This is a genomic window from Luteimonas pelagia, assembly GCF_054776035.1.
Genome location: NZ_BAAHCG010000001.1, coordinates 466222 through 488521, shown reverse-complemented (window position 1 = coordinate 488521; position 22300 = coordinate 466222). Strand labels below are relative to the sequence as shown.

The following is a 22300-nucleotide window of genomic DNA, read 5'->3' as shown; positions in this document are numbered from 1 at the left end:
CACCTCCAGCCTTCCTTTGCGCCACCGCCGGGCGCTGCCGCCAGGCTGCAACAGACCATCGACGAAAACCCTGTCGTCCCGAGCGCAGCGAGGGACCTGCTGCTTTCCCGCCGGCTGTCCGGCAAAGCAGGTCCCTCGCTGCGCTCGGGACGACACGATCTGGAAGGATAAGCCATTGGGCACCACCACCGTCCCCGTCCGACCCCCGACCGACGACAGCCGGGAACGTCTCGATGCACTGGCCGGCATCGCCGGCCGGCTCCTCGAACGCGCACGCGCGCAGGGCGCCCACCAGGCCGAGGTGTCCTGCAGCGAGGAGCGCGGGCTGAACGTCAACGTGCGCATGGGCGATGTCGAGACCGTCGAGTCGACCCGCGACCGGGGCATCGCGGTGACGGTCTATTTCGGCAAGCGGCGGGCGAGCGCCAGCACCGCGGACCTGCGGGAGGCGAGCCTGGAGGCGACGGTGGCGCAGGCGTGCGCGATCGCCCGCCACACCGAACCCGATCCCGCGGCGGGCCTGGCGGATGCGGCGCTCATGGCCCGTGCCCAGGACGACGGCGCGTTCCCCGATTTCGACCAGTGGCACCCGTGGCCGCTGTCGCCGGAGCACGCGATCGAACTGGCGCTCGCCTGCGAGGCGGCGGGACGCGACGCCGAGCCGCGGATCCGGAATTCGGACGGTGCCTCCGTGGGCAGCAGCGCCAGCCTCGGCGTGTACGCCAACAGCCACGGCTTCATCGGGCGCGAGCGCTCCACGCAGCACACCATCGGCTGCGCGCTGATCGCGGGCGAAGGCGCGGGGATGCAGCGCGACGGGTGGTACTCGACGGCGCTGTCGGCGGACGACCTGGAGCCGGCGGCAGCCGTCGGCCGGCACGCCGCCGAGCGCGCGGCGGCGCGCCTGGACCCCCGCCACCTGTCGACGATGCAGGTGCCGGTGCTGTTCCAGGCGGAGGTGGCGCGCTCGCTCATCGGCCACCTGCTCGGTGCCGTGTCCGGCGGTGCGCTGTACCGGCGCGCCAGCTTCCTGCTCGACACCGTCGGGCAGCGGCTGTTCCCCGACTGGTTCTCGATCCACGAGGACCCGTTCCTGCAGCGCGGCTTCCGGTCCGCCGCGTTCGACGCGGAAGGCGTGGCGACCCGCGCGTCCGCGCTGGTGGAGGCGGGGGCGCTCCAGCGCTACGTGCTCTCCAGCTATTCCGCGCGCCGGCTCGGGCTGCAGACCACCGCGAACGCGGGCGGGGTGCACAACCTCGACGTCGCGGCGAACGCGGGCGACCTCGACGCGCTCGTGTCCGGCATGGACCGTGGCGTGCTGGTCACCGAGCTGATGGGGCAGGGCGTCAACACCGTGACCGGGGATTATTCGCGGGGCGCCGCGGGTTTCCTGGTCGAGGGTGGGCGACGCGTGGCGCCGGTGGACGGCATCACGATCGCGGGCAACCTGCGCGAGGTGTTCCAGTCGATCGAGGCGGTCGGCAGCGACGTCGATCCGCGCTCACACGTGCGCTGTGGCTCGATCCTGGTGGGCCGGATGACCGTCGCGGGGCAGGCCGGCGACGCTTGACCCCGCGAGGCGGCGCGCGCCAGAGTGGCCCCGGCGCCACGCCGGCGCCGCCACGGGGAGACGGGGATGGTGGACGAGTTCGATCGGGATCAGGCGCCAGGCGCCGGCACGGATATGTCGACGCTGTCGGCCGAAGAGCGGCAGTGGGCGATGTTCGCGCACCTGTCGGCGCTGGTCGGCGGCATCCTGACCGCGGGCTGGGCCGGCAGCATCGGCTGTTTCATCGGTCCGCTGGTCATCTGGATGGTCAAGAAGGACACGATGCCCTTCGTCGACGACCAGGCGAAGGAAGCGCTCAACTTCAACATCACGGTGGCGATCGCGTTCTTCGCGCTGTTCCTGCTGACGCTCCTGACGCTCGGCATCGGCGCGCTGCTGACCGTGCCGCTGATGGTCATCATCGGCATCGGCTGGCTGGTGCTGACGATCATCGCCTCGATGAAGGCGAACGAGGGCCATCGCTACCGCTATCCGTTCGCGCTGCGACTGGTGAAGTAGCGGCGTAGTCCATCAGTTGGCTTGCAACCGGCCGGTCCGGCGCCATGATTGGTGTCGGGCCGGTCCGTTTTCCGGCCTTCCGGAACCGACGAGGGCCCACGCCATGAACGCCGACGCACAGTCCATTCCCGTCGCCTCGCCGAGCGAGAACGAACGCCACTGGGCGGTCGCCGCGCACCTGGCCGCGCTGCTGCTCGCGCTGCTGACCAGCTGGCTGGTGGGCGTGGCCGGCGTGGTCGGCGCGCTCGCGGTGTGGCTGCTCAAGCGGGACGACTCGCCGTTCGTCGCCCGGCATGCCCTCGAGGCGCTGAACTTCAACCTCAGCATGCTCATCTACGCATGCATCGCGGTCGCGGTCGGCGTCGCGCTGATCGGCATCACGGTCGTCACGCTGGGCCTGGGCCTGCTGCTGACGCTGCCTGCGGGACTGGTGCTGCTGGTCGCCATCGCCGCGATCGCGGTCCTGTGGCTGGTCTGCAGCCTGCTGGCGATCGCCGCGGCGTGGAACGGCCAAGATTACCGCTATCCGCTGAGCATCCGGCTGGTCGGCTGACGCGCGCGGCTCAGTGGCTGCGCTCGATGGCGCGCCGCCCGAGCGCGCGGAGCGCGTCGGCCTCCGGACCGAAACCCGACAGCGCGGAATCCATCTCCGACGCCAACCCGGACAGGCGCGCGCGGGACGCGGCGGCACCGATCACCGCCGGGAAGGTCGCCTTGGCCTGTGCCGCGTCCTTGCCCGGCGTCTTGCCCAGGGTGTCGCTCGCGGCTTCGATGTCGAGCAGGTCGTCGCGCACCTGGAAGGCCAGGCCGAGCGCGCCCGCATAGCGGTCGAGCCGTTCGCGCGCGTCGGGCGATGCCCCCGCGGCGAGCGCGCCAAGTCGCACCGCGCAGCGCAGCAGCGTGCCCGTCTTGGCGCGATGCAGCCGTTCGAGCGCGGACAGGTCGAGCGCACCGCCCCGGCCGGTGGCCTCGATGTCGAGCGCCTGCCCCCCGCACATTCCCGTCGCCCCGGCCGCGCCGGCGAGCTCGGCGATCATGGCGACGCGGACGGTGGCGTCGACCGGCGTGGTGGCGAGGACGGCGAAGGCCAGCGACTGCAATGCGTCCCCGGCCAACACCGCCGTCGCCTCGTCGAAGGCGACGTGGACGGTCGGCTGGCCACGGCGCAGCGCGTCGTCGTCCATGCAGGGCAGGTCGTCGTGGACGAGCGAGTAGGCGTGGACGAGTTCGACCGCGACCGCGGGCGCGTCGAACGACGCGGGATCGGCGTCGAACACGGCGCCGGTCGCGTGGACCAGCAGCGGACGCATCCGCTTGCCGCCGAGCAGCACGGCGTGCCGCATCGCGGCGTGCAGGCGCGGCGGCGCGTCGAGCGGAGGGGACAGTGCGGCCTCGAGCGCGGCGTCGATCCGCGCCCGCCAGCCGTCGAACGGGTCAGTCATCCCGGCCGTCGTCGCCCGGCGTGCCGAAGGGCTCGCCCTTGTCGGGGCGCTCCGGGTCGCTGAGCAGGCGGACGCGCAGTTCGGCCTGCTCGAGCGCGGCCTGGCAGCGCCGGTAGAGGCCCACGCCGCGTTCATAGGCGGCGAGGGACTCCTCCAGGCTCAGTTCGCCGTGCTCCATCTTCCCGACCAGCTGCTCGAGCGCATCGAGCGAGGCCTCGAAATCGGCGACCGGGGAGGCGTCGGGGGCGGCTTTGCGTGGCATGCGCGCAGTGTAAGGGAAGCGCGGCGCGCGGGCAGCGCCGCTCAATCCGCCGCTGACTCGAACACCAGCCGGAGCCCCCGGCGTGCGAGCCAGTCCGTCATGCGCGCGGAGAACACGACGTCGCCGGCAGCCAGCAGTTCGCCGTCCGCATCCGAGACCAGGGGCAGCCGGGCGCGGCGCCACGGGGGAACGCCGGTCTCCTGCAGCACGTGCTTGAGCGCGTGCGAATGCGCGCGGCCGGGAAGGCGGATGCGTTCGCCCCCGCGCCGGGCGTGCACGCGGACCGGGGCCTGGAAGCGCGGACCGCCCGGGTCGCTTCCGTGCGCCTCCAGCCTGAGCCGGCCACCGCACGGAAGCTCGAGCGGAGCGCGCCCATCCCACGGCGCGGACCAGTCCACGGGCAACGCCACCGTCGCGGATCCGGCGTGCAGTCGTCCCCGCCACGCGCGCACCACCGCGCCCGACCAGGCGAATGTCGCGCCCGCGTCCCGGCGCGCGGGCAGGAGGTCGGCCCCGATGCGGGCGACGCCCTCGGCGGGCAGGGGCGGCAGGCCGAGGCCTTCGATCCATGCGCGCAGCACGCGGCCGCGTTGTCCGGGCGCCAGGTCCCGGAGAGCGTCGATGCGCAGGGCGCTTCCATCGGACGCGGCCCGCAGGGGCGCATCGTCGGCGCCATGCAACAGCTCGGCCGCCTCGGCGAGCAGGCCGGCACTGCGCGCGAACGATGCATCCGCGCCCGGCCAGCGCGTGCGAAGCAGGGGCATCACCTCATGGCGCAGGAAATTGCGGTCGGCCACCGCCTGCGCATTGCTCGGATCCTCGACCCATTCCAGGCCGTTGGCTTCGGCGAACGCGCGCAGGCGGTCGCGCGGATGGGCGAGCAGGGGGCGCCACATCCACCCCCCGGCGAACCGCCGCAGGGACCGCATCGCGGCGAGACCGTCGACCCCCGACCCGCGCAACGCCCGCAACAGGAAGGTTTCCGCCTGGTCGTCGAGGTGATGGGCGAGGGCCAGCACGCCGCCGTCGGGAAGCACCCGTTCGAACGCCGCATGCCGCGCCGCGCGGGCCCCGGCTTCCGGGCCCGCGTCGTGCGTGCCGTCGACCACCACGCGTTCGATCGACAGCGGGATGCCCAGGGTCGCGCAGGTCCGTGCGCAATGTGTCGCCCAGTCAGCGGCGTGCGGATGCAGTCCATGGTCGACGTGGACCGCGGACAGGCCGCGCGCGCGGATCGCCGGGTCGCGCGCGAGCAGCGCCAGCAGGACCCGCGAATCCAGTCCCCCGCTGTAGCCCACGACCACTGGCCCCGCGCCCGCGGCATCGGGCGGGGGCGGCAATCGCAGGGTGTCCGGCCCGGTCACGGCGCGATGGTGCCACGCTCCGCGCCCGGCGCCGCTGTCGTCAGGCGGACTCGTAGGCCCCGTAGCCGCGCAGGCGCTCATAGCGGCGCTGGAGCAGCTCGTCGACCGGCAGCGCCTGCAGCATGTCCAGCTCGTTCAGCAGGACCGCCTTCAGGCGCGTGGCCATCTGCCCCGGGTTGCGGTGCGCGCCGCCGATCGGCTCGCGGACCACCTTGTCGACCAGCCCCAGCTCGCGCAGGCGCTTGGCGGTCAGCCCCAGTTGCTCGGCGGCGTCCTTGGCCTTGTCGGCCGACTTCCAGAGGATCGACGCGCAGCCTTCGGGCGAGATCACCGAGTAGGTGCTGTATTCGAGCATCAGCGTGCGATCGCCCACGCCGATGGCCAGCGCGCCGCCCGAGCCGCCCTCGCCGATGACGGTGCACACGATCGGCACGCGCAGCTCGGACATCTCCAGCAGGTTGCGCGCGATCGCCTCGGACTGGCCGCGCTCCTCCGCGCCCACGCCCGGGTACGCGCCCGGGGTGTCGATGAAGGTGAGGACCGGCAGGCCGAAGCGCTCGGCCAGCTTCATCAGGCGCAGCGCCTTGCGGTAGCCCTCGGGGCGCGGCATGCCGAAGTTGCGCTTGACCTTGGCCTTCGTGTCGCGCCCCTTTTGGTGGCCGATGACGACCACGCTGCGTCCGTCGATGCGGGCCAGGCCGCCGACGATCGCGGCGTCGTCGGCGAACGCGCGGTCGCCGGCGAGTTCCTGGAACTCCTCGCACATCACGCGCAGGTAGTCGTTGGTGTACGGCCGGGCGGGGTGGCGCGCGAGCTGCGAGACCTGCCAGGGCGACAGGTCGCGGAAGATGTGGGCCGTGCGCTGGCGCAGCTTCGACTGCAGCGCGTGGATCTCGGCGTCGATGTTGACGGCCGGTCCATGGCTGGCGTGTCGCAGCTCCTGGATCTTGTCCTCCAGGGCGGCGATCGGCTGTTCGAAATCGAGGTAGTTCGGATTCATTCGGGGCCGGCGGCCGGGCGGTCGAGCAGTCTAGTCTAGCGTCCGGGCCCGTACCGACCCGTAGGGTCGGCTCAGGCCGCCCATGGCGGGGCGATCGACAGCCGCACCGCCCGCACCCCCGGCAGGTCGCGCAGTTGCGCCGGGAGCGACGCGTCCACGCGCAGGCCGTGGCCGCCATTGATGCGCAGCTGGCCCACCGCCGTCTCGGTGATCGCCTCCAGCAGGACGGGCGTGGCGCCCGCGCGGTCCCCGATCAGGCGGCTGAACCGGTCGAGCGCCTCCGGCTCGCGCAGGTCGAGCCGGACCGACAGGCCGCGCGCATGGCGTTCGCACACCTGCGCGTAGTCCCAGCAGCGGCGGGCACGCAGGGCGAAGCCCCCGGAGAATTCGTCCTCGCGCAGGCCACCCTCGACCAGCAGGATCCGGTCGCGCACGAGCAGCGGGGCGAACTCGGTCCACGCCTCGGCGAAGAAGGCGCATTCGATGCGCCCGCGCCCGTCCTCCAGCTGCACGAAGGCCTGGCTCTCGCCGCGCTTGCGCATCGCCGACACCATGCCCGCCACCACGACGGTCACCTCGGGACGCCAACTGCGCCGGTCGTCCTCGGGTCGTGCGGCCCACAACCGGTCGAGTTCGCCCAGGTCATGGCCGAGCAGCGCGCGCACGTCCTGGCGGACCGGGTCGAACGGGTGGCCGCTCAGGTAGTGGCCGAGCGTCTCGCGCTCGCCCTGCAGCTTGCGCTCCAGCGGCCAGTCGTCGCTGCGCGGGAGCTCGAGCACCAGCGCGGGCGCCGCGTCGCGCCCGCCGCCGCCGAACAGCGAGTTCTGTCCGGCTTCGCGCTCGCGCACCTGCTGTTCGGTCGCGCGCAGGACCTCGGGCAACTGCAGCAGCAGCGACGGCCGGTTCTCGCCGAGTGCATCGAGTGCGCCGGCCTGCACCAGCGCCTCGAGCGCCCGCTTGTTGAGCCGCGTGGAGTCGACGCGCTGGCAGAAGTCCAGCAGGTCCGCGAACGGCCCGCCCGCGTCGCGCGCGTCGACGACCGCCTCGCACAGGCCGCGGCCCACGCCCTTCACCGCGCCGAGCCCGTAGCGGATCGTGCGGTTGTCGTCGACGGCCTCGAACATGTACGCGGAGGCGTTCACGTCGGGCGGCAGGACCTCGAGGCCCATGTCCCGCGTCTCGTCCAGGAACGCGGCGACCTTGTCGGTGTTGTCCATGTCGCTGGACAGCACCGCGGCCATGAATTCGGCCGGATGGTGCACCTTGAGCCAGGCGGTCTGGTAGGCGACGAGCGCATAGGCGGCCGAGTGCGACTTGTTGAAGCCGTACTCGGCGAACTTCTCCATGAGGTCGAAGATCTGCGAGGCCTGGCGCGGCTCGATCCCGCGCTCGGCGCAGCCGGCCTCGAACAGCGCGCGCTGCTTGGCCATCTCCTCGGCCTTCTTCTTGCCCATCGCGCGGCGCAGCAGGTCCGCGCCGCCCAGCGAGTAGCCGGCCAGGACCTGGGCGATCTGCATCACCTGTTCCTGGTAGACGATGACGCCGTAGGTCGGGGCGAGCACCGGCTCGAGCGACGGATGCGGGTAGCTGACCTCCGCCACGCCGTGCTTGCGGTCGACCCATTCCCGGTCCATTCCCGAGCCCAGCGGGCCGGGACGGAACAGCGCGGCCAGCGCGATGATGTCCTCGAAGGTGTCGGGTTTCGCGCGCTTGAGCAGTTCGCGCATGCCGCGCGATTCGAACTGGAAGACGGCGACGGTGTCGCCGCGCGCGAAGAGTTCGTACGTCTTCGCGTCGTCCAGGGGCAGCGCGGCGATGTCGAGCGCCGCGTCGCCGGCGCGTTCACGGCGCGCGTTGATTGCCTTCACCGCCCAGTCGATGATCGTGAGCGTGCGCAGGCCCAGGAAGTCGAACTTGACCAGGCCGACCGCCTCGACGTCGTCCTTGTCGAACTGGGTGACCGGGTTCCGGCCCCGCCCGTCCTCGTCGTGTTCGGCGAACAGCGGGCAGAAGTCGGACAACGGCGACGGCGCGATCACCACGCCGCCCGCGTGCTTGCCGGCGTTGCGGGTCAGGTCCTCCAGCCGCAGCGCGAGGTCCACCAGGTCGCGGACGTCTTCCTCGGCCTGGTAGCGCGTGATCAGTTCGTCCGAGCGCCAGTTGTCGTCGCTGCGCGACTTCTCGGTGCGGCCCAGCGCGTCGTCGAGCGAGATGCCGAGCGTGTTCGGCACCAGCTTGGCGACGCCGTCCACGAATCCGTAGGGAAAGCCGAGCACGCGGCCCGAGTCGCGCACCACGGCCTTCGCCGCCATCGTGCCGTAGGTGATGATCTGGCTGACCCGGTCGCGCCCGTACTTCGCGGCGACGTAGTCGATGACCTCGTCGCGCCGGTCCATGCAGAAATCGATGTCGAAGTCCGGCATCGACACGCGTTCGGGGTTGAGGAAGCGCTCGAACAGCAGGTCGTAGGGCAACGGGTCCAGGTCGGTGATGCCCAGCGCCCACGCGACCAGCGAGCCGGCGCCGGAACCGCGCCCCGGCCCGACCGGGATGTCGTGGTCCTTCGCCCAGTTGATGAAGTCCGCGACGATCAGGAAGTAGCCGGGGAAGCCCATGCCGACGATGACGTCGAGTTCGGTCTCCAGCCGCGCGTCGTAGCTGGCGCGGTCGTGGCCCGGGGCGAGCGGATGCTTCTCCAGGCGGCGGGCGAGGCCCTCGCGCGCGGTGCTCCGCAGCCACGACTCGATCGTGTGGTCGTCGGGCACGGGGAAGGCCGGCAGGTAGTACGTGCCGAGCGACAGTTCCAGGTTGCAGCGGGTCGCGAGCGCCACCGCGTTGTCGATCGCGTCCGGCGCGTCCTCGAAGAGGGCCGCCATCTCGTCGGAGTCGCGCAGGTACTGCTCGTGCGTGTAGGCCTTCGGCCGGCGCGGGTCGTCCAGCACCCGCCCGGTCGCGATGCACACCCGTGCCTCGTGGGCGTCGAACCCGTCCGGCGAGAGGAAGCGGACGTCGTTGCTGGCCACGACCGGGATGCCCCGCAAGCCCGAGGCCTGCAGCGCGAACCGGTTGAAGTCGTCCTCGCCGTCGCCCCCCGTCCGGGTGAGTTCCAGGTGCATGCGGTCGTCGAAGGCGCGCTGCCAGTCGCCGAGCCAGTCCAGCGCCTGTTCATGCCGTCCGGCCGCCGCCAGCAGGCCCGCGGCGCTGTGCCGCCCGGCGAGCGCGAACAGGCCGTCGCAGCCCTCCAGGACCCACTCCGGGCGGACCGCCACGCCATCGGTGCGATGGCCCTCCATCCAGGCGCGGGTGAGCAGCCGGGACAGCGCGAGGTAACCGTCGCGATCGCGGCACAGCAGCGTCACCGGCCACGCGGCCTCGCCGTCGCCGGCGACCATGACGTCGGCGCCCGCGATCGGCTTGATGCCCCGGGCCTCCGCGGCCCGGTAGAACTTTACCAGGGCGAACAGGTTGTTGCGGTCGGTGATCGCGACGGCGGGCTGGCCCAGTTCCACGCAACGCGACACCAGCCGGTCGACCCGGATGGTCGAGTCGACCAGCGAGTATTCGCTGTGCAGGTGGAGGTGGACGAAGCGGGCGGACATCCGGGGCCGGTGCGCGGCCGGCGCGCCGCCGGCGGGTCACCCGCAGGGTAGGAGGGGGGCGGCGTGCCGGCAAGCCTTGACAGGGCCGTGCCGGCACGCGCCCGAGGGCGGGGTGGGGGCGTCCGTGCCTCCAGGCTCGCGCTCAGTGGACGACGAAGACGTCGACCGGCCGCGGCACGTAGCTTCCGTCGCCACGGCCGACGCGCGCCTCCGCCAGGCGGGCCTGCGCGGCCCGGGCCTCCACCCAGTCCCGGCGGTCGAAGCGGGCACGCATCCCGGCGAGCAACCACTCCGCGCGCCTGAGGCGCCTGAACTCGATGAAGTCGGCGACCTCGCGGGCGAGCGAGTCCCAGGCCGCGTCGACCACGATCGCGTCGTCGAGCCGGCCCACGCGGGGCAGGCGGTCGGGGATCAGGTCGGTGGCACCGCGCACGTACGCGACCACCAGCTCGGCCGGTTCGCGCGCCGCGTCGGGCATGGCCCATTCGGCGTCGCGCAGCATGAGCTCGATCACGCCGGCGCGGCGCATGCGCTGGGTGATGCAGGCCGGCGCCTGGCGGCCCGCCGGCTCGCCGTCGAGTTCACGGGCGGCGGTCGCGAGCTGGTCCGGGACCAGTGGCCGGTGCCCGTCGTCGAGGATCGACAGCAGGCGGTTGAAGTGCGCCAGCGCACCGTTGTCCAGGTCGAAGGTGCCGATGCGGTGGCGCCGTCCCGCATCGCCCTTGCCGTTCACCAGGGCGGCCGGCAGGGGATGGAGTTCGTTCAGGGCGGCGTTCATGTCGTTCTCCTTGCGTCGCTTCGAGCCCGGCAGATTCCGGGCACGCGTCGAGGATGCGACCGCCGCGGTGCGAAGTCTTGATGCGCGCGTGTGGAATCGATGAGGCCCGCATTGGGGCGGTGGGGGATCACCGCACCGCCCTCGGCGGGCTCAACCGATCCGGAACGGACGCGCGGGCTCGCCGCTCTCGGCGTAGCGGTGCGCGTCGACCTCGATCCGGTGCCGCAGGAGCGCGAGTTCGTCCAGGCGATCTCGGATCCAGGCCGCGCGCCGCGCACTGCCATCGCCATCGACGGGATGCGCGCCCGCGCGCCAGGCGCAGAAATCCCGGTACTCCTCCGCCTCGTCCGCGACCGCCGGCCACGCCAGTTCCAGGAGCAGGACGTCGTCGAGCAGCCCGAGCAGCGGGATCCGGTCCGGGATCAGGTCCTCGTCCTGGTCCAGGTACGACAGCAGGCGGCGGATCCGCGCGCGGTCGGCCTCGTCGCAATCCCAGTCGGCGTCGCCGACCAGCGCGCGGAGTTCCTCGATGCGCTGGACGCGCTCGCCGAGTGCGGCGCGGGCTTCGTCCTCCGGCAACGCGAGCAGCCATCCGGCGAGCTGGGAAAGTTCGTCCGCGGTCACGCGCCGGGCATCGGGCTGGATCTCGTGGAGCAGCGCATCGAACGCGGCCACCGCGGCGGGGTCGAGCGGATGGTCGCCGATGTGGTGCCGCCGCCCTGCCGTGCGCTCCGGGTGGGGCAGCGGGTGGTCGGTTGGGGTTCGTGGCGATGCGCGCATGTCACCTCTCCCGGCCGGCCTGGGCGAGTCGGATTCCGGTGCGCGCGGCCGGCGGAACGCGCGACCGCATCCCTTGGATGCGTGCCCAGCATGCGCTGATCGGAGGCGGTTGTCGTTAGCCGGAAGTGAGGGTGACCGATGGCCCGGCCCTGTCCGTCCGCACCCGGGCCTGACGTTGCCCGGGGGACGGGGGAGGGCTGGAGTCGCCGATGTCCGATCCCCGCATCTACCGCTTCGGTCCGTTCCGCTTCGAGCCCGCGGAATCGCGTCTCTGGCGTGGCGGGGACGCGCTGGAGGTCGAACCCAAGGCATTGGACGTGCTGGCAGTGCTGGTCGACGCGCCCGGCAAGCTGCAGTCACGCGATGCATTGCTCGACGCGGTCTGGGGCCATCGGCACGTCACGCCTTCGACGCTGAACCGGGTCATCGCGTTGTTGCGCGCCGCACTGGGCGACGCCGCGAACCGGCCGCGCTTCATCGAGACGGTGCCCAGGCGGGGCTACCGCTTCGTGGCCGACGTCCAGGTCGAGGCGGGCGAAGCGGCGCCGCTGCCGCCTGAAGGCGACGGAGGCGTGCTGTTCCTGCCCCCGCCGTTGCCCGCGCGCGTGGAACTCGCCGTGCCCCGGCATGCGACGCTCTCCGGCATCGAAGATCTGCTGGCCGTGCATCGCCTGGTGACGCTGGTCGGACCGGGTGGCGTCGGCAAGACCGAACTGGCGCTCGAGGTCGCGCGGCGCAACATGTCCGAGTGCCGCGACGGCGCCTGGTTCATCGATGTCGGCGGTTGCCTCGACGGAGACGACCTGGGCGACGCACTGCTGGCGGCGTTCGGCATCATCACCGCACCCGGCCGCGATCCCCTCGCATCGATCGTGGCCGCGCTCCGCCAGGCCGACCTGCTGCTCGTGCTCGATGGTTGCGAGCGGATCGCCAGCGCGTGCGCGCGCCTCGCGGGCGTCCTGCTCGCCAACTGTCCCGGGCTGCGGTTGCTCGCGACCAGCCAGGTCCGGCTGGGCATGGAGGGCGAACAGCTGTTCCGTGTCGACGCGCTGTCGTTGCCGGACGAGGAATGGCGGCAGGCCGCCGACCCCGTGGCCGCGGCGCGCGAGGGCGAGGCCGTGCAATTGCTGGAGATGCGCGCGCGCGAATACGACCCCGGGTTCACGCTGGAACGACGCAACGTCGGCGCCGTGGTCGCGCTCTGCCGGCTGGTGGAAGGCATGCCGCTCGCGCTGGAACTGGCCGCGTCGCGTCTCCGCGTCCTCGAACCGCAGCAACTGCTCGAGCGGCTGTCCACCGACCACGGCGCGCTGGCCGCCGAGTGGCGGGGCGGCCCGACGCGCCAGCGCACCCTGCGCGACACGCTCGACTGGAGCTTCCGGCTGCTCTCCCCCGCGGAGGCGCGCCTGGCCACGCGGCTTGCGGTGTGCGCTTCTGGCTGGACGCTGGAGGCCGCGGAAATCGTGGCCAGGGACGTCGGCGACGGCATGTTCGACGTGGCCGGGACCCTGGGTGCCCTGATCGACAAGAGCATCGTCGTGGTCGATACGGAAGCCCGCCCGCGGCGCTTCCGGATGCTCGAGACGATCCGCCTCTACATGCTCGAACGGCTCGGGAACGCGCCGTCCGATGTCCTGTCGTCCCGGGGCGGGCTGCTCGAGTACTGCCTCGCGCTCGCCGCGCGCGCGGGACCGGTGCTGTACGAATCGCAGCAGCACTGGTACGGCGACCTGCTGGAGCGCGAGCAGCGCAACCTTCGCGTCGTGTTCGAGCATGCGCTGGAACACGCGCCGCCGAAGGCGCTCGCACTGGCGCTCGACCTGCGCTGGTACTGGTGGTCGAGCGGAAATTTCCGGCAGGCGAGGGAGTGGCTGTCGCGCGCACTGTCTTCCCACGCGCGGCCCGAGGAACACGCGCGCATACGCGCGCTCCAGTTCATGGGGATGATGGACATCCACCTGATGGAGCGCGACCGGGCGGTCGCCGCATTGCGCGAGGCGCTCGCGCCGGGAGGCGTCGACCCGCTGTCATGGGAGTCCGGCTATGCCCACGCCGCGCTCGCCGCCTCCGACATTGAGGACGGAGGGACGCCGGAAGTGCGGCGCCTGTTCTCGAAGGCCGCGCGTGCCGGCGTGGTGTCGCGGGACGCGCAGCTGCTGGCGTACGCACGCACCTGGATCTCGGTGATGCACGTGCATGCCGGGCGGGCGTCGCTGGCGGACATCTGCTGCCGGCACGCCGTGGCCGAACTGGAGGCGCTGGCGCGCGCGGGACGCGGCGCACCGGGGTTCGTGATGGCGCTCGCGCGCATCAACCTGGGCCTGTGCGCCTGGCGTGCCGGCGATCCGGCGCTGGCGACGCGCCAGTTCTCCAGGGCCTTCGAACTGGGCGCGTCGCTGCGCAACGCTCGGATCTGCGCGGCAGGACTCGAGGGGCTGGCCTACGTCGCCTGCTCCCAGGACAGGCATCCGCTCTCCGCGCGGCTGCTCGGCTGCGCGCATGCCCTGCGCGAGCAGACCGGCATCCCGATGTCGCCGCACTGGCAGGCCGCGCACGACACGGTCAGCACGGTGCTGGAGACGTCGCTGGGCGACGGATTCCGCCCGCAGCTGGAATCCGGCCGTCGCGCGCGCGCCGACGTGCTGTTCGCCGAGTCCCGGCAGCTCGCCACGGCCGCGGCGCGGAACGGGCGGGGCGTCCTCAGCTGAACGCGATCGCCAGTTGCCCGCATCCGTCGCGCACCGGCGCGAAGCTGCGGCGGTGCTCCGGGCACGGTCCGTGCAGGCGGAGCGCCTCGCGGTGGGCCGGCGTCGCGTAGCCCTTGTGCACGTCGAAGCCGTAGGCGGGCCAGCGTGCGTGCAGTTCGCGCATGTGGCGGTCGCGCGCGACCTTGGCCAGGATCGATGCGGCCATGATGGAGCGGTCCCGCGCGTCGCCCCCGACCCAGGGCTCGGCCGGGCAGGGCAGGCCCGGCGGGACGAGGTTGCCGTCGATGCGGGCGAGCGCCGCGACGTGGGCCACGGCCTCGATCGCGCGCCGCATGCCCAGGAACGTCGCCTGGAGGATGTTGAGCCGGTCGATGTCCTCGACCTCGACGAACGCGACGTGCCAGGCGAGCGCGCGATCGACGATGCGGTCGAACAGCAGCTCGCGCCTGGCCGCGCACAGTTGCTTGGAGTCGCCCAGCCCGTTGATGCGGGGCCTGGCGGGATCGAAGACCACCGCGGCCGCGACGACCGGCCCGGCGAGCGGGCCACGCCCCGCTTCGTCCACGCCGGCGACGTGCGTCGCCTGCGTCATGCCCGCGACCCGGCGCGCGCGCCGACCAGCGACGCCACGGCATCGGCCGCGCGTTCGCTCGCGCCGCGGCGCAGTACGTCGTGCATCTCGCGGAACCTGGGCACCAGCGCGTCGGCGACGTGGGGATTGCGCAGCCAGCCCAGCAGCGAGGCGGCCAGGCGGTCGGGCGTGCAGTCGCCCTGCATCAGTTCCGGCACCAGGTCCTCCCGCGCCAGCACGTTGGGCAAGGCGTAGCGACGGACCTTCAGCAGGCCCAGGCCCTTCACGAGGGCATGGGTGAGCGGCGCGATGCGGTACCCGACCACCATCGGCCGCTTGGCGAGCATCGCCTCCAGGGTCGCCGTGCCGGACGCCAGCAGGACGACCTGGGCGGCGACCATGGCGTCGCGCGCGCGGCCGTCGACGATCCTGAGCACGGGCCTGAGGGCGTCCCGCCGCGGGTGCGAATCGAGGATCGCCTCGAACGTGGCCCGCGCGCCCGCGCCCGCCATCGGCGCGACGATGCGCAGCGCGGGGATCGCGTCGCGCACCAGGGCCGCGGCCTCGAGGAACGCGGGGGCGAGCCGCTCGATCTCGCTCCTGCGCGACCCCGGCAGCAGGGCGAGCACGGGGCCGGTGGGCGGCAGGCGGAGGTCCTCGCGCGCCCTGTCGCGGTCCGGGTCGAGCGGAACGACGTCGGCCATCGGATGGCCGACGAAGCGCGCGTCCACCCCATGCCGCGCGTAGACGGGCGGTTCCATCGGGAACAGGCACAGCACCCGGTCCGCGCTGCGGCCGATCGTGGCCGCGCGCCCCTGGCGCCAGGCCCAGATGGACGGGCTGACGTAGTGGACCGTGGGGATGCCGCGCGCCTTCAGCCGGCGCTCGAGCCCGAGGTTGAAGTCCGGCGCGTCGATGCCCACGAACACGTCCGGGCGCCACTCGGTGATCCGGCGCAGCAGTCCGCGGCGCAGGCGCAGCAGGCGCGGCAGGTGGCGCACGACCTCGGCCAGCCCCATGACCGCCAGCGCATCGCTGTCGTGCCAGGTCTCGACGCCGGCCGCCCGCATCGCGGGTCCGCCAACGCCGGCGAACCGCGCCCCCGGGTATCGCGCGCGAAGCGCCTCGACAAGGCCCGCCCCCAGCTGGTCCCCGGACGCCTCGCCCGCGACAAGGGCGATGCGGACCGGGCGCGCGGCCGGGTCCGGGGAGGCGTGGTCGGAATCGGGCAAGGCGGGCTCTTCGCAGGACGGACCTGCCGACGATGATAGCCGCGCGGACCCGCCGCGCCCTAGCGCAGCAAGGGTCGCTCGGCGGCCTCGACGAAGGCGAGCAGCTCGCGGACGTCGTCGCTCTCGGTGGCCAGCGACGCCAGCCGTGCACGGGCGTCGTCCATCGATCCGGTCGACATGTACAGGGCGCGGTAGGCGCGCTTGATCGCTGCGACGCGCTCGGGTGCGAAGCCGCGCCGCTTGAGGCCCTCGGCATTGATGCCCCGCGGGCGGCCGTAGCCGTCCTGGGCGACCATCACGAACGGCGGGACGTCGCCGTTGACGAACGCGCCCATCCCGATGAAGGCGTGCGCGCCGATCCTGCAGAACTGGTGCACGCCCACGAAGCCGCTCAGGATCACGTGGTCGCCCACGGTCACGTGGCCCGCCAGCGTCGCGTTGTTGGAGAGCACGCAGTGGCTGCCGACCATGCAGTCGTGCGCCACGTGGGTGTAGGCGAGGAACCAGTTGTCGTCGCCGACCCGCGTGAGCCCGCCGCCGTCGCCGGTGCCGCGGTTGATGGTGACGAACTCGCGGACGGTGTTGCGGTCGCCGATCTCGAGGTGGACCGCTTCGCCCCGGTACTTCTTGTCCTGGGGCTCGCCGCCGATCGCCGCGTGGCCGTGGAAGCGGTTGTCCCTGCCGATGCGCGTCGGCCCCGAGACGCTGCAGTGCGGGCCGATCCAGGTGCCGTCGCCGATCTCGACGTCCGCGCCGATGACGGTGAACGCGCCGACCCGCACGCCCGCGCCGAGGCGGGCCGAGGGATCGACCGAGGCGCTGGGGTGGATGGCGGGCGCTTCGCTCACGCCGCGTCCCGGTCGACCTCGGCGCAGAGGATTTCCGCGCAGGCGACCTGCTGGCCGTCCACGCGCGCCACGGCGGTGAACACGGCCATGTTGCGGATCGTGCGCTTGAGCGCGACCTCCAGGTCGAGGCGGTCGCCCGGCACGACCATGCGGCTGAACTTCGCGCCGTCGATCTTCACCAGGTAGTAGATCTTGCCCTCGGCCAGCGCGCCGGCGTTGTCGACGCGGTGCGAGAGCTGGGTGAGCACGCCGCCGGCCTGCGCGAGCGCCTCGAGCACGAGCACGCCGGGCATCACCGGATGGCCGGGGAAGTGCCCGTTGAAGAAGTTCTCGTTGGCGCTGACGTTCTTGTAGGCGACCACGCGCTTGTGCGCCTCGAACTCGGTGACCCGGTCGACGAGCAGGAACGGATAGCGATGGGGGAGCAACTGCTGGATCTGCTCGACGTCGAGGGGAAGATTGATCTGGAAGTCCGTCATTTCGTGTCCATGCCCGCGGCGGCGGGGTCGTTCAGTCGTGATCGCCGGTGCCCGACGCGCGCACCTGGCGGGCGATCGCGTCGAGCTGGCGGAAGCGCGCGGCGTTGCGGCGCCAGGCGCGATTGTCCATCAGGGGCGTGCCGGAGGAGTATTCGCCGGGCTCGCGGATCGAGCGCGTCACCAGGCTCATGGCGGTGATCGTCACGCGGTCGCAGACCTCCAGGTGCCCGAGGATGCCCGCGCCACCGCCCACCAGGCAGTACCGCCCGATGCGCGCGCTGCCGGCCACCGCGGCGCAGCCCGCCATCGCCGTGTGCGCGCCGATGCTCGCGTTGTGGCCGACCTGGATCTGGTTGTCCAGGCGCACGTCGTGCTCCAGGACGGTGTCCCCGAGCGCGCCGCGGTCGATCGTGGTGTTGGCGCCGATCTCGCAGTCGTCGCCGACCACCACGCCGCCGAGCTGGGGCACCTTGATCCAGTGCGGCTCGCCGCCTTCCGGCCGGTCCATCGCCAGGCCGAAGCCGTCCGCGCCCAGGACCGCGCCGGGATGGATGCGCACGCGGGCGCCCAGGCGCACGCGCACGACCAGGGTCACCCGGGCGACGAGTTCGCTGCCCGCGCCGACGATGCAGTCGTGGCCCACGACGCAGCCCGGGCCGAGCGTGGCGCCGGCCCCGATGCGGCTGCGGGCGCCGATGCTGCAGTGCGGCCCGACCGAAGCGTCCGGGGCCAGCTCGGCGGAGGGGTCGACCCAGGCCGTCGGGTGCACGCCGGGCGATCGCGCCGGCGCGGGCTCGAACAGGGCGGCGATCTTCGCGAATGCGGTGTAGGGATCCCGCGCGAGCAGGACGGTGCGGGCGAAGCCGTCCGCGTCCGCCTCGCGGCACACCACCACGCCCGCGGCCGTGGTCGCGAGTTGCGACCGGTACTTGGGGTTGGCGAGGAAGGCGAGGTGTCCGGGCCCGGCGTCGGCCAGCGTGGCGACGCCGGCCACCGGCGCGTCGGCGTCGCCCCGGAGCGAAAGCCCGAACCGCGTGGCGAGCGCGCCGGCGGTCAACGGCGCGCCGGGACCCGGGTCGCGTTCGCTCATCGTCCCGGGGCGGCCGTCAGAACGCGCCGCCGAAGGTGAACTGCAGGCGCTCGGTCTCGTCGTCGTCCTCCCGCTGGAACGGGATCGCGTAGCTGATCGAGATCGGGCCCAGCGGCGAGCGCCAGAGCAGCGCCACGCCCGTCGAGGCGCGGAACGTGCCGGCGTCGAAGTCGTCCGTGCTCCGGTACACGTTGCCGAAGTCGAGGAACGTCGAGACGCGCGCGGACGGCGAGTCGAGCAGCTGCGGGAAGTACAGCTCCACCGAACCCACGGTCTTGAGCGCGCCGCCGAGCACCTGGCCCCGGCCGCTGAAGCCCGGGATCTCCGCGCGGGGACCCACGGTGTTGTCGCGGAAGCCGCGGATCGAGCGCACGCCGCCTGCGTAGAAGTTCTCGAAGAAGGGGAGGCCGTCGGCGGTGACCGTCTCGATGTAGTCGCCGGAGGACGTCAGGCACGGATCGCTCGGCGGCGGCGGGGGCGGCGGGTTCGGGTGGGCCTCGCTGGGCGGCGTGGGCGCGGTGAAGCAGAGGTTGCGCACGTACGGGTCGCCGTAGCTGTCGCCGTAGCCGATTTCCGCCCGCGTGTTGAGCACCAGCGCGCGGCTGAGCGGCCAGTACTTCGAGAACTCGTAGTTGAGCTTGTAGTACTCGACGGTCGATCCGGGGAGCGCGACCTCGGCCGACACGCGCTGGTAGAGGCCGCGGGTCGGGGCGAAGAAGTCGTTGCGGGTGTCGCGCGCCCAGCCGAGCTGCCCGCGCCACGCGTGGAACGTGCGCTGCCCGACGGCGTTGATGTAGTCGATGATCGGCTTGGGCGTGGTGCCCGGGAAGGCCAGGATCTCGTTGCTGTCGATGCCGAACAGCGCCGAGACGGTGTCGGTCTCGGTGATGGGCAGGCCCAGCAGCAGCTGCGCCGCGCCGCTGTTGCTCGAGTACTGGGCGATGTTGAAGTCCGAGTAGTCGAGTTCGCGCCACCACAGGTTGTAGCCGAGCGACATGCCCTCGTCGGTGAAGTACGGGTTCACGAACGAGAAGTCGTAGCGCTGCAGGTAGCTGTTGCGCTGCGCCTGCACGCTGACCTGGTTGCCGGTGCCGAGGAAGTTGCTCTGCTGGACCTGGATGGAGGTCGTCAGGCCCGACAGCTGCGAGTAGCCGAGGCCGAACACGAAGCTGCCGGAGGTGGTTTCCTTGACGTTGTAGACGACGTCCACCTCGTCCGGGGAGCCCGGCACGGGCTGGGTCTCGACGTCCACCGTCTCGAAGTAGCCCAGGCGCTGCAGGCGGATCTTCGACCGGTCGATCGCGGCCTGCGAATACCAGGCGCTCTCGAACTGGCGCATCTCGCGGCGCAGCACCTCGTCGGCGGTCCGGGTGTTGCCCTTGAAGCTGATCCGTCGCACGTTCACGCGCGGGCCGGGCACCACCTGCAGCTTCAGGCCGACGGTGTCGGCGTCGCGGTCGATGTCGGGGATCGGGTTCACCTGGGCGAACGCGTAGCCGATGTTGCCGAGGGTGGCGATGATCGCCTCGGCGCTGAGCTCGACCAGCGCGCGGGAGAAGGTCTGGCCTTCCTTGACGAGCACGAGCCGCTCGATCCGGTCCTTCGGCAGGATCGTCTCGCCGGTGACCTCCACGGAGGAAACGGTGTACTTGTCGCCCTCGGTGACGCCCGCGGTGATGAAGATGTCGCTTTTGTCGGGGCTGATGGCGACCTGCGGCGAATCGACGCTGAAGTCGACGTAGCCACGGTCGAGGTAGTAGGAATTCAGGCGCTCGAGGTCGCCCGACAGCTTCTCGCGCGAGTACTGGTCGTCGCGGCGGTACCAGCTCAGCCAGTTGCTCTCGGCGGACTCCCAGGTATCGAGGATCGCCTCGTCGCCGTACGTCTCGTTGCCGATGATGTTGATGTGGCGGATCTTCGCCGCGTCGCCCTCGTCGATGACGATGGTGAGGTCCACGCGGTTGCGGTCCAGGCGGTTGACCGAGGGCAGGATCGAGACGTTGTACTTGCCGCGGTCGTTGTACTGGCGCACCAGTTCCTGGGTGACCCGGTCGAGCGCCATGCGGTCGAAGGTCTGGCCCTCGGCCAGCCCCACCTCGGCCAGGCCGCGCTCCAGGTCGGCGGTCTCGATGTCCTTGTTGCCGGTGATGTTCAGGTCGTTGATCGCCGGGCGCTCGGTCACCGTGACGACGAGGATGTCGCCCTGGCGGTCCAGGCGGACGTCCTCGAAGAACCCGGTGCTGTACAGGGCGCGGATCGCGTCCGCGGCGCCGGCCGCGTCGAGCCGGTCGCCCCGCTGCACGGGCAGGTAGGTGAAGACCGTGCCCGCGGAGATGCGCTGCAGGCCGTCGACGCGGATGTCCGAGACCACGAACGGCAGCGTCCCCGTGGCCTGCGGCGCGACGGGCGCGGGCGGCGCGGCGGCGGGATCGGTGGCCGGCGCGGCGGGGGCCGCGAAGGGATCCGCCTGCTGGGCCCAGGCCGGACCCGCGAGGGCGGAGGCGAGGGCGATGGCAAGCAGTCGGCGGGGGCAGGGTGGCGTCATGTCACGTCCGTCGGCAGGAATGGGTTCCCCGGGCGCCACGCGGCGCTTCGGGGGCAGGCGGGCGCGATGGTCCCGGCAATGCGGCGCGGGCACGCGCCCCTGCCGCGGAGGCGGCCGGCGGGACCGCCGGCGTCCGCACAGGGGTCATCGCACCAGCAGCAGGATGTCATTGTAGAACGCCAGGCCCATCAGCCCCGCGAGCAGGGCGAGCCCGACGTACTGGCCGGCGACCATCGCCCGATCGCTCAGGGGACTGCCCTTGGCCAGCTCGACAAGGTAATACAGCAGGTGACCGCCGTCCAAGACGGGGATCGGCAGCAGGTTGACGATCGCCAGGCTCAGGCTCATCAGGGCGAGGAAATTGAGGAACCAGGCGGGTCCCATGTCCGCCGACGCATTGGCGAAGCGCGCGATCGTGATCGGCCCGGAGACGTTCTCCACCGAGGCCCGGCCATCGAAGATGCGGGCGATCATCCCGATCGAGTCCGCCGCCAGCTGCCACCCCGCCGCCAGCGCGGCCGGGACGGCCGCGACCGGTCCGCGGCGCAGTTCCGCGTCGTGGGGCGGCCGCGTGGTGGTCTCGGGGACGATGCCCAGCACCCAGCGGCCCTCGCCCTCGTCGGCCGACTCGCGCCGCGGGGCCACCTCCAGCGCGAGCCGCTCGCCCGCGCGGTCGACCTCGATCATCCCCGGGCCGCCACCCATGCGCTGCACGAGCGGGCCGATCTCGTCGAAGCTGGCCACCGGCGTGCCGTCGACCGCGGTCACCCTGTCACCGACTTCGAACAGGCCCTCGGCCGCCGAGTCCTCGGCGACCCGGCCGATCACGGCCGGGACCAGGAAATGGCGCGGGAGCAGGCCGGCCGCTTCCACCGCGCGGCGCTCCTCGATCTCCGCGGGCAGGCGGGACAGGCGGAGGGTCCGGGTGACGGTGCCGCCGTCGGCGGCATCGAGCCGCAGGGGCACGTCCGCGCGATCCAGGGCGGCGGTGGTGATCGCGAGCGCGGCCTCGCTCCAGGTCGGGGTCGGCCGGCCGCCGACTTCGAGGATGCGGTCGCCGCGCGCGAGCCCGGCTTCCGCGGCAATGCCGTCGACGTGGCCGACGACCGGCTGGTAGTCCGGCCGGCCCACGACGAACATCGCCCACAGCAGGGCCACGCACAGCACGAGGTTGGCGATGGGGCCGGCGGCGACGATCGCGATCCGGCGCCAGACGGACTGCGTATTGAAGGCCTGGGCCCGCAGTTCCGGCGGCACGTCGCCCTCGCGCTCGTCGAGCATCTTCACGTAGCCGCCAAGCGGCAGGGCGGCGATCACGTACTCCGTGCCGTCGCGACCGCGGCGCGACCACAGCGCCCTTCCGAATCCGACCGAGAACCGGAGCACGCGGACGCCGCAGCGCCTGGCCACCCAGTAATGGCCGAATTCGTGGAAGGTCACCAGCACGCCGAGGCTGACGATCATCCACCAGACCGAGCCGAGGAAGTCACCCATCGGCGAGGGCCCGGTCGTGCGCGGCGCGGGAGGGGAATCG

The 22300-nt window shown here is 72.4% G+C and carries 18 protein-coding genes; 4 read left to right on the top strand and 14 right to left on the bottom strand.

Features of this window, described 5'->3' with window-relative positions:
* The first annotated feature begins 175 nt into the window (after window positions 1-175).
* The 3 genes from pmbA (at window position 176) to ACYU7H_RS02210 (ending at window position 2621) form a co-directional block, all read left to right on the top strand.
* Window positions 176-1570, top strand: a complete 1395-nt coding sequence (pmbA, locus tag ACYU7H_RS02220) for a metalloprotease PmbA (protein WP_460812134.1) — start codon at window positions 176-178, stop codon at window positions 1568-1570.
* A 66-nt stretch (window positions 1571-1636) separates the two neighbouring features.
* Window positions 1637-2068 (top strand): DUF4870 domain-containing protein, encoded by a 432-nt coding sequence (locus ACYU7H_RS02215; protein ID WP_460812132.1) that lies wholly within the window; start codon window positions 1637-1639, stop codon window positions 2066-2068.
* A gap of 103 nt (window positions 2069-2171) precedes the next feature.
* Window positions 2172-2621 (top strand): DUF4870 domain-containing protein, encoded by a 450-nt coding sequence (locus ACYU7H_RS02210; RefSeq protein ID WP_460812131.1) that lies wholly within the window; start codon window positions 2172-2174, stop codon window positions 2619-2621.
* Between the two features lie 10 nt (window positions 2622-2631).
* Here ACYU7H_RS02210 and ACYU7H_RS02205 read toward each other — a convergent pair whose 3' ends face one another.
* From ACYU7H_RS02205 to ACYU7H_RS02175, 7 genes are all read right to left on the bottom strand, one after another.
* Window positions 2632-3510, bottom strand: a complete 879-nt coding sequence (locus ACYU7H_RS02205) for a polyprenyl synthetase family protein (protein ID WP_460812129.1) — start codon at window positions 3508-3510, stop codon at window positions 2632-2634.
* A complete protein-coding gene (locus ACYU7H_RS02200; RefSeq protein WP_460812127.1) occupies window positions 3503-3772 on the bottom strand; it encodes an exodeoxyribonuclease VII small subunit in 270 nt (89 codons plus the stop codon). Before ACYU7H_RS02200 ends, ACYU7H_RS02205 begins: the two co-directional genes overlap by 8 nt.
* Window positions 3773-3813: 41 nt before the next feature.
* Window positions 3814-5136, bottom strand: a complete 1323-nt coding sequence (gene tilS / locus ACYU7H_RS02195) for a tRNA lysidine(34) synthetase TilS (protein WP_460812126.1) — start codon at window positions 5134-5136, stop codon at window positions 3814-3816.
* Window positions 5137-5176: 40 nt separating this feature from the next.
* Window positions 5177-6136: an acetyl-CoA carboxylase carboxyltransferase subunit alpha gene (locus tag ACYU7H_RS02190; protein ID WP_460812124.1), complete on the bottom strand. Its 960-nt coding sequence runs from the start codon at window positions 6134-6136 to the stop codon at window positions 5177-5179.
* A gap of 71 nt (window positions 6137-6207) precedes the next feature.
* Complete coding sequence (gene dnaE / locus ACYU7H_RS02185) at window positions 6208-9735, bottom strand: DNA polymerase III subunit alpha (RefSeq protein ID WP_460812122.1); 3528 nt, start codon at window positions 9733-9735, stop codon at window positions 6208-6210.
* Window positions 9736-9877: 142 nt separating this feature from the next.
* A complete protein-coding gene (locus ACYU7H_RS02180; protein WP_460812120.1) occupies window positions 9878-10513 on the bottom strand; it encodes a YkvA family protein in 636 nt (211 codons plus the stop codon).
* A 150-nt stretch (window positions 10514-10663) separates the two neighbouring features.
* Window positions 10664-11293, bottom strand: coding sequence for a hypothetical protein (locus tag ACYU7H_RS02175; RefSeq protein WP_460812118.1), 630 nt, complete (start codon window positions 11291-11293; stop codon window positions 10664-10666).
* Window positions 11294-11502: 209 nt separating this feature from the next.
* Here ACYU7H_RS02175 and ACYU7H_RS02170 point away from each other — a divergent pair, with 209 nt between their 5' ends.
* Window positions 11503-14001 carry an ATP-binding protein gene (locus tag ACYU7H_RS02170; protein WP_460812116.1) on the top strand — a complete coding sequence of 833 codons (2499 nt, stop codon included), beginning with the start codon at window positions 11503-11505 and terminating at the stop codon, window positions 13999-14001.
* Here ACYU7H_RS02170 and ACYU7H_RS02165 read toward each other — a convergent pair.
* The 7 genes from ACYU7H_RS02165 to rseP all read right to left on the bottom strand — a co-directional run bounded on the left by ACYU7H_RS02165 (window position 13994) and on the right by rseP (window position 22260).
* On the bottom strand, window positions 13994-14593 hold the full coding sequence (locus ACYU7H_RS02165; protein ID WP_460812115.1) for a ribonuclease HII: 600 nt from the start codon (window positions 14591-14593) through the stop codon (window positions 13994-13996). The two genes, ACYU7H_RS02170 and ACYU7H_RS02165, sit on opposite strands and share 8 nt — an antisense overlap.
* Window positions 14590-15804 (bottom strand): lipid-A-disaccharide synthase, encoded by a 1215-nt coding sequence (lpxB, locus tag ACYU7H_RS02160; RefSeq protein ID WP_460812113.1) that lies wholly within the window; start codon window positions 15802-15804, stop codon window positions 14590-14592. Before lpxB ends, ACYU7H_RS02165 begins: the two co-directional genes overlap by 4 nt.
* A gap of 59 nt (window positions 15805-15863) precedes the next feature.
* Window positions 15864-16652, bottom strand: coding sequence for an acyl-ACP--UDP-N-acetylglucosamine O-acyltransferase (gene lpxA, locus ACYU7H_RS02155; RefSeq protein ID WP_460812112.1), 789 nt, complete (start codon window positions 16650-16652; stop codon window positions 15864-15866).
* Window positions 16649-17131 (bottom strand): 3-hydroxyacyl-ACP dehydratase FabZ, encoded by a 483-nt coding sequence (gene fabZ / locus ACYU7H_RS02150; protein WP_460812110.1) that lies wholly within the window; start codon window positions 17129-17131, stop codon window positions 16649-16651. The genes lpxA and fabZ overlap by 4 nt, the downstream gene beginning before the upstream one ends.
* A gap of 31 nt (window positions 17132-17162) precedes the next feature.
* Window positions 17163-18221 carry a UDP-3-O-(3-hydroxymyristoyl)glucosamine N-acyltransferase gene (lpxD, locus tag ACYU7H_RS02145; protein ID WP_460812108.1) on the bottom strand — a complete coding sequence of 353 codons (1059 nt, stop codon included), beginning with the start codon at window positions 18219-18221 and terminating at the stop codon, window positions 17163-17165.
* Between the two features lie 16 nt (window positions 18222-18237).
* A complete protein-coding gene (bamA, locus tag ACYU7H_RS02140) occupies window positions 18238-20766 on the bottom strand; it encodes an outer membrane protein assembly factor BamA (RefSeq protein WP_460812106.1) in 2529 nt (842 codons plus the stop codon).
* Between the two features lie 144 nt (window positions 20767-20910).
* Window positions 20911-22260: an RIP metalloprotease RseP gene (gene rseP, locus ACYU7H_RS02135; protein ID WP_460812104.1), complete on the bottom strand. Its 1350-nt coding sequence runs from the start codon at window positions 22258-22260 to the stop codon at window positions 20911-20913.
* Window positions 22261-22300 lie beyond the last annotated feature (40 nt).

What these genes read in the sequence shown, in the direction of transcription:
- ACYU7H_RS02215 (WP_460812132.1), top strand. Translation starts at nt 1,637, where the DNA reads ATGGTGGACGAGTTCGATCGGGATCAGGCGCCAGGCGCCGGCACGGAT.
- ACYU7H_RS02210 (WP_460812131.1), top strand. Translation starts at nt 2,172, where the DNA reads ATGAACGCCGACGCACAGTCCATTCCCGTCGCCTCGCCGAGCGAGAAC.
- ACYU7H_RS02205 (WP_460812129.1), bottom strand. Translation starts at nt 3,510, where the DNA reads ATGACTGACCCGTTCGACGGCTGGCGGGCGCGGATCGACGCCGCGCTC.
- ACYU7H_RS02200 (WP_460812127.1), bottom strand. Translation starts at nt 3,772, where the DNA reads ATGCCACGCAAAGCCGCCCCCGACGCCTCCCCGGTCGCCGATTTCGAG.
- ACYU7H_RS02190 (WP_460812124.1), bottom strand. Translation starts at nt 6,136, where the DNA reads ATGAATCCGAACTACCTCGATTTCGAACAGCCGATCGCCGCCCTGGAG.
- dnaE (WP_460812122.1), bottom strand. Translation starts at nt 9,735, where the DNA reads ATGTCCGCCCGCTTCGTCCACCTCCACCTGCACAGCGAATACTCGCTG.
- ACYU7H_RS02180 (WP_460812120.1), bottom strand. Translation starts at nt 10,513, where the DNA reads ATGAACGCCGCCCTGAACGAACTCCATCCCCTGCCGGCCGCCCTGGTG.
- ACYU7H_RS02175 (WP_460812118.1), bottom strand. Translation starts at nt 11,293, where the DNA reads ATGCGCGCATCGCCACGAACCCCAACCGACCACCCGCTGCCCCACCCG.
- ACYU7H_RS02170 (WP_460812116.1), top strand. Translation starts at nt 11,503, where the DNA reads ATGTCCGATCCCCGCATCTACCGCTTCGGTCCGTTCCGCTTCGAGCCC.
- ACYU7H_RS02165 (WP_460812115.1), bottom strand. Translation starts at nt 14,593, where the DNA reads ATGACGCAGGCGACGCACGTCGCCGGCGTGGACGAAGCGGGGCGTGGC.
- fabZ (WP_460812110.1), bottom strand. Translation starts at nt 17,131, where the DNA reads ATGACGGACTTCCAGATCAATCTTCCCCTCGACGTCGAGCAGATCCAG.
- lpxD (WP_460812108.1), bottom strand. Translation starts at nt 18,221, where the DNA reads ATGAGCGAACGCGACCCGGGTCCCGGCGCGCCGTTGACCGCCGGCGCG.
- bamA (WP_460812106.1), bottom strand. Translation starts at nt 20,766, where the DNA reads ATGACGCCACCCTGCCCCCGCCGACTGCTTGCCATCGCCCTCGCCTCC.
- rseP (WP_460812104.1), bottom strand. Translation starts at nt 22,260, where the DNA reads ATGGGTGACTTCCTCGGCTCGGTCTGGTGGATGATCGTCAGCCTCGGC.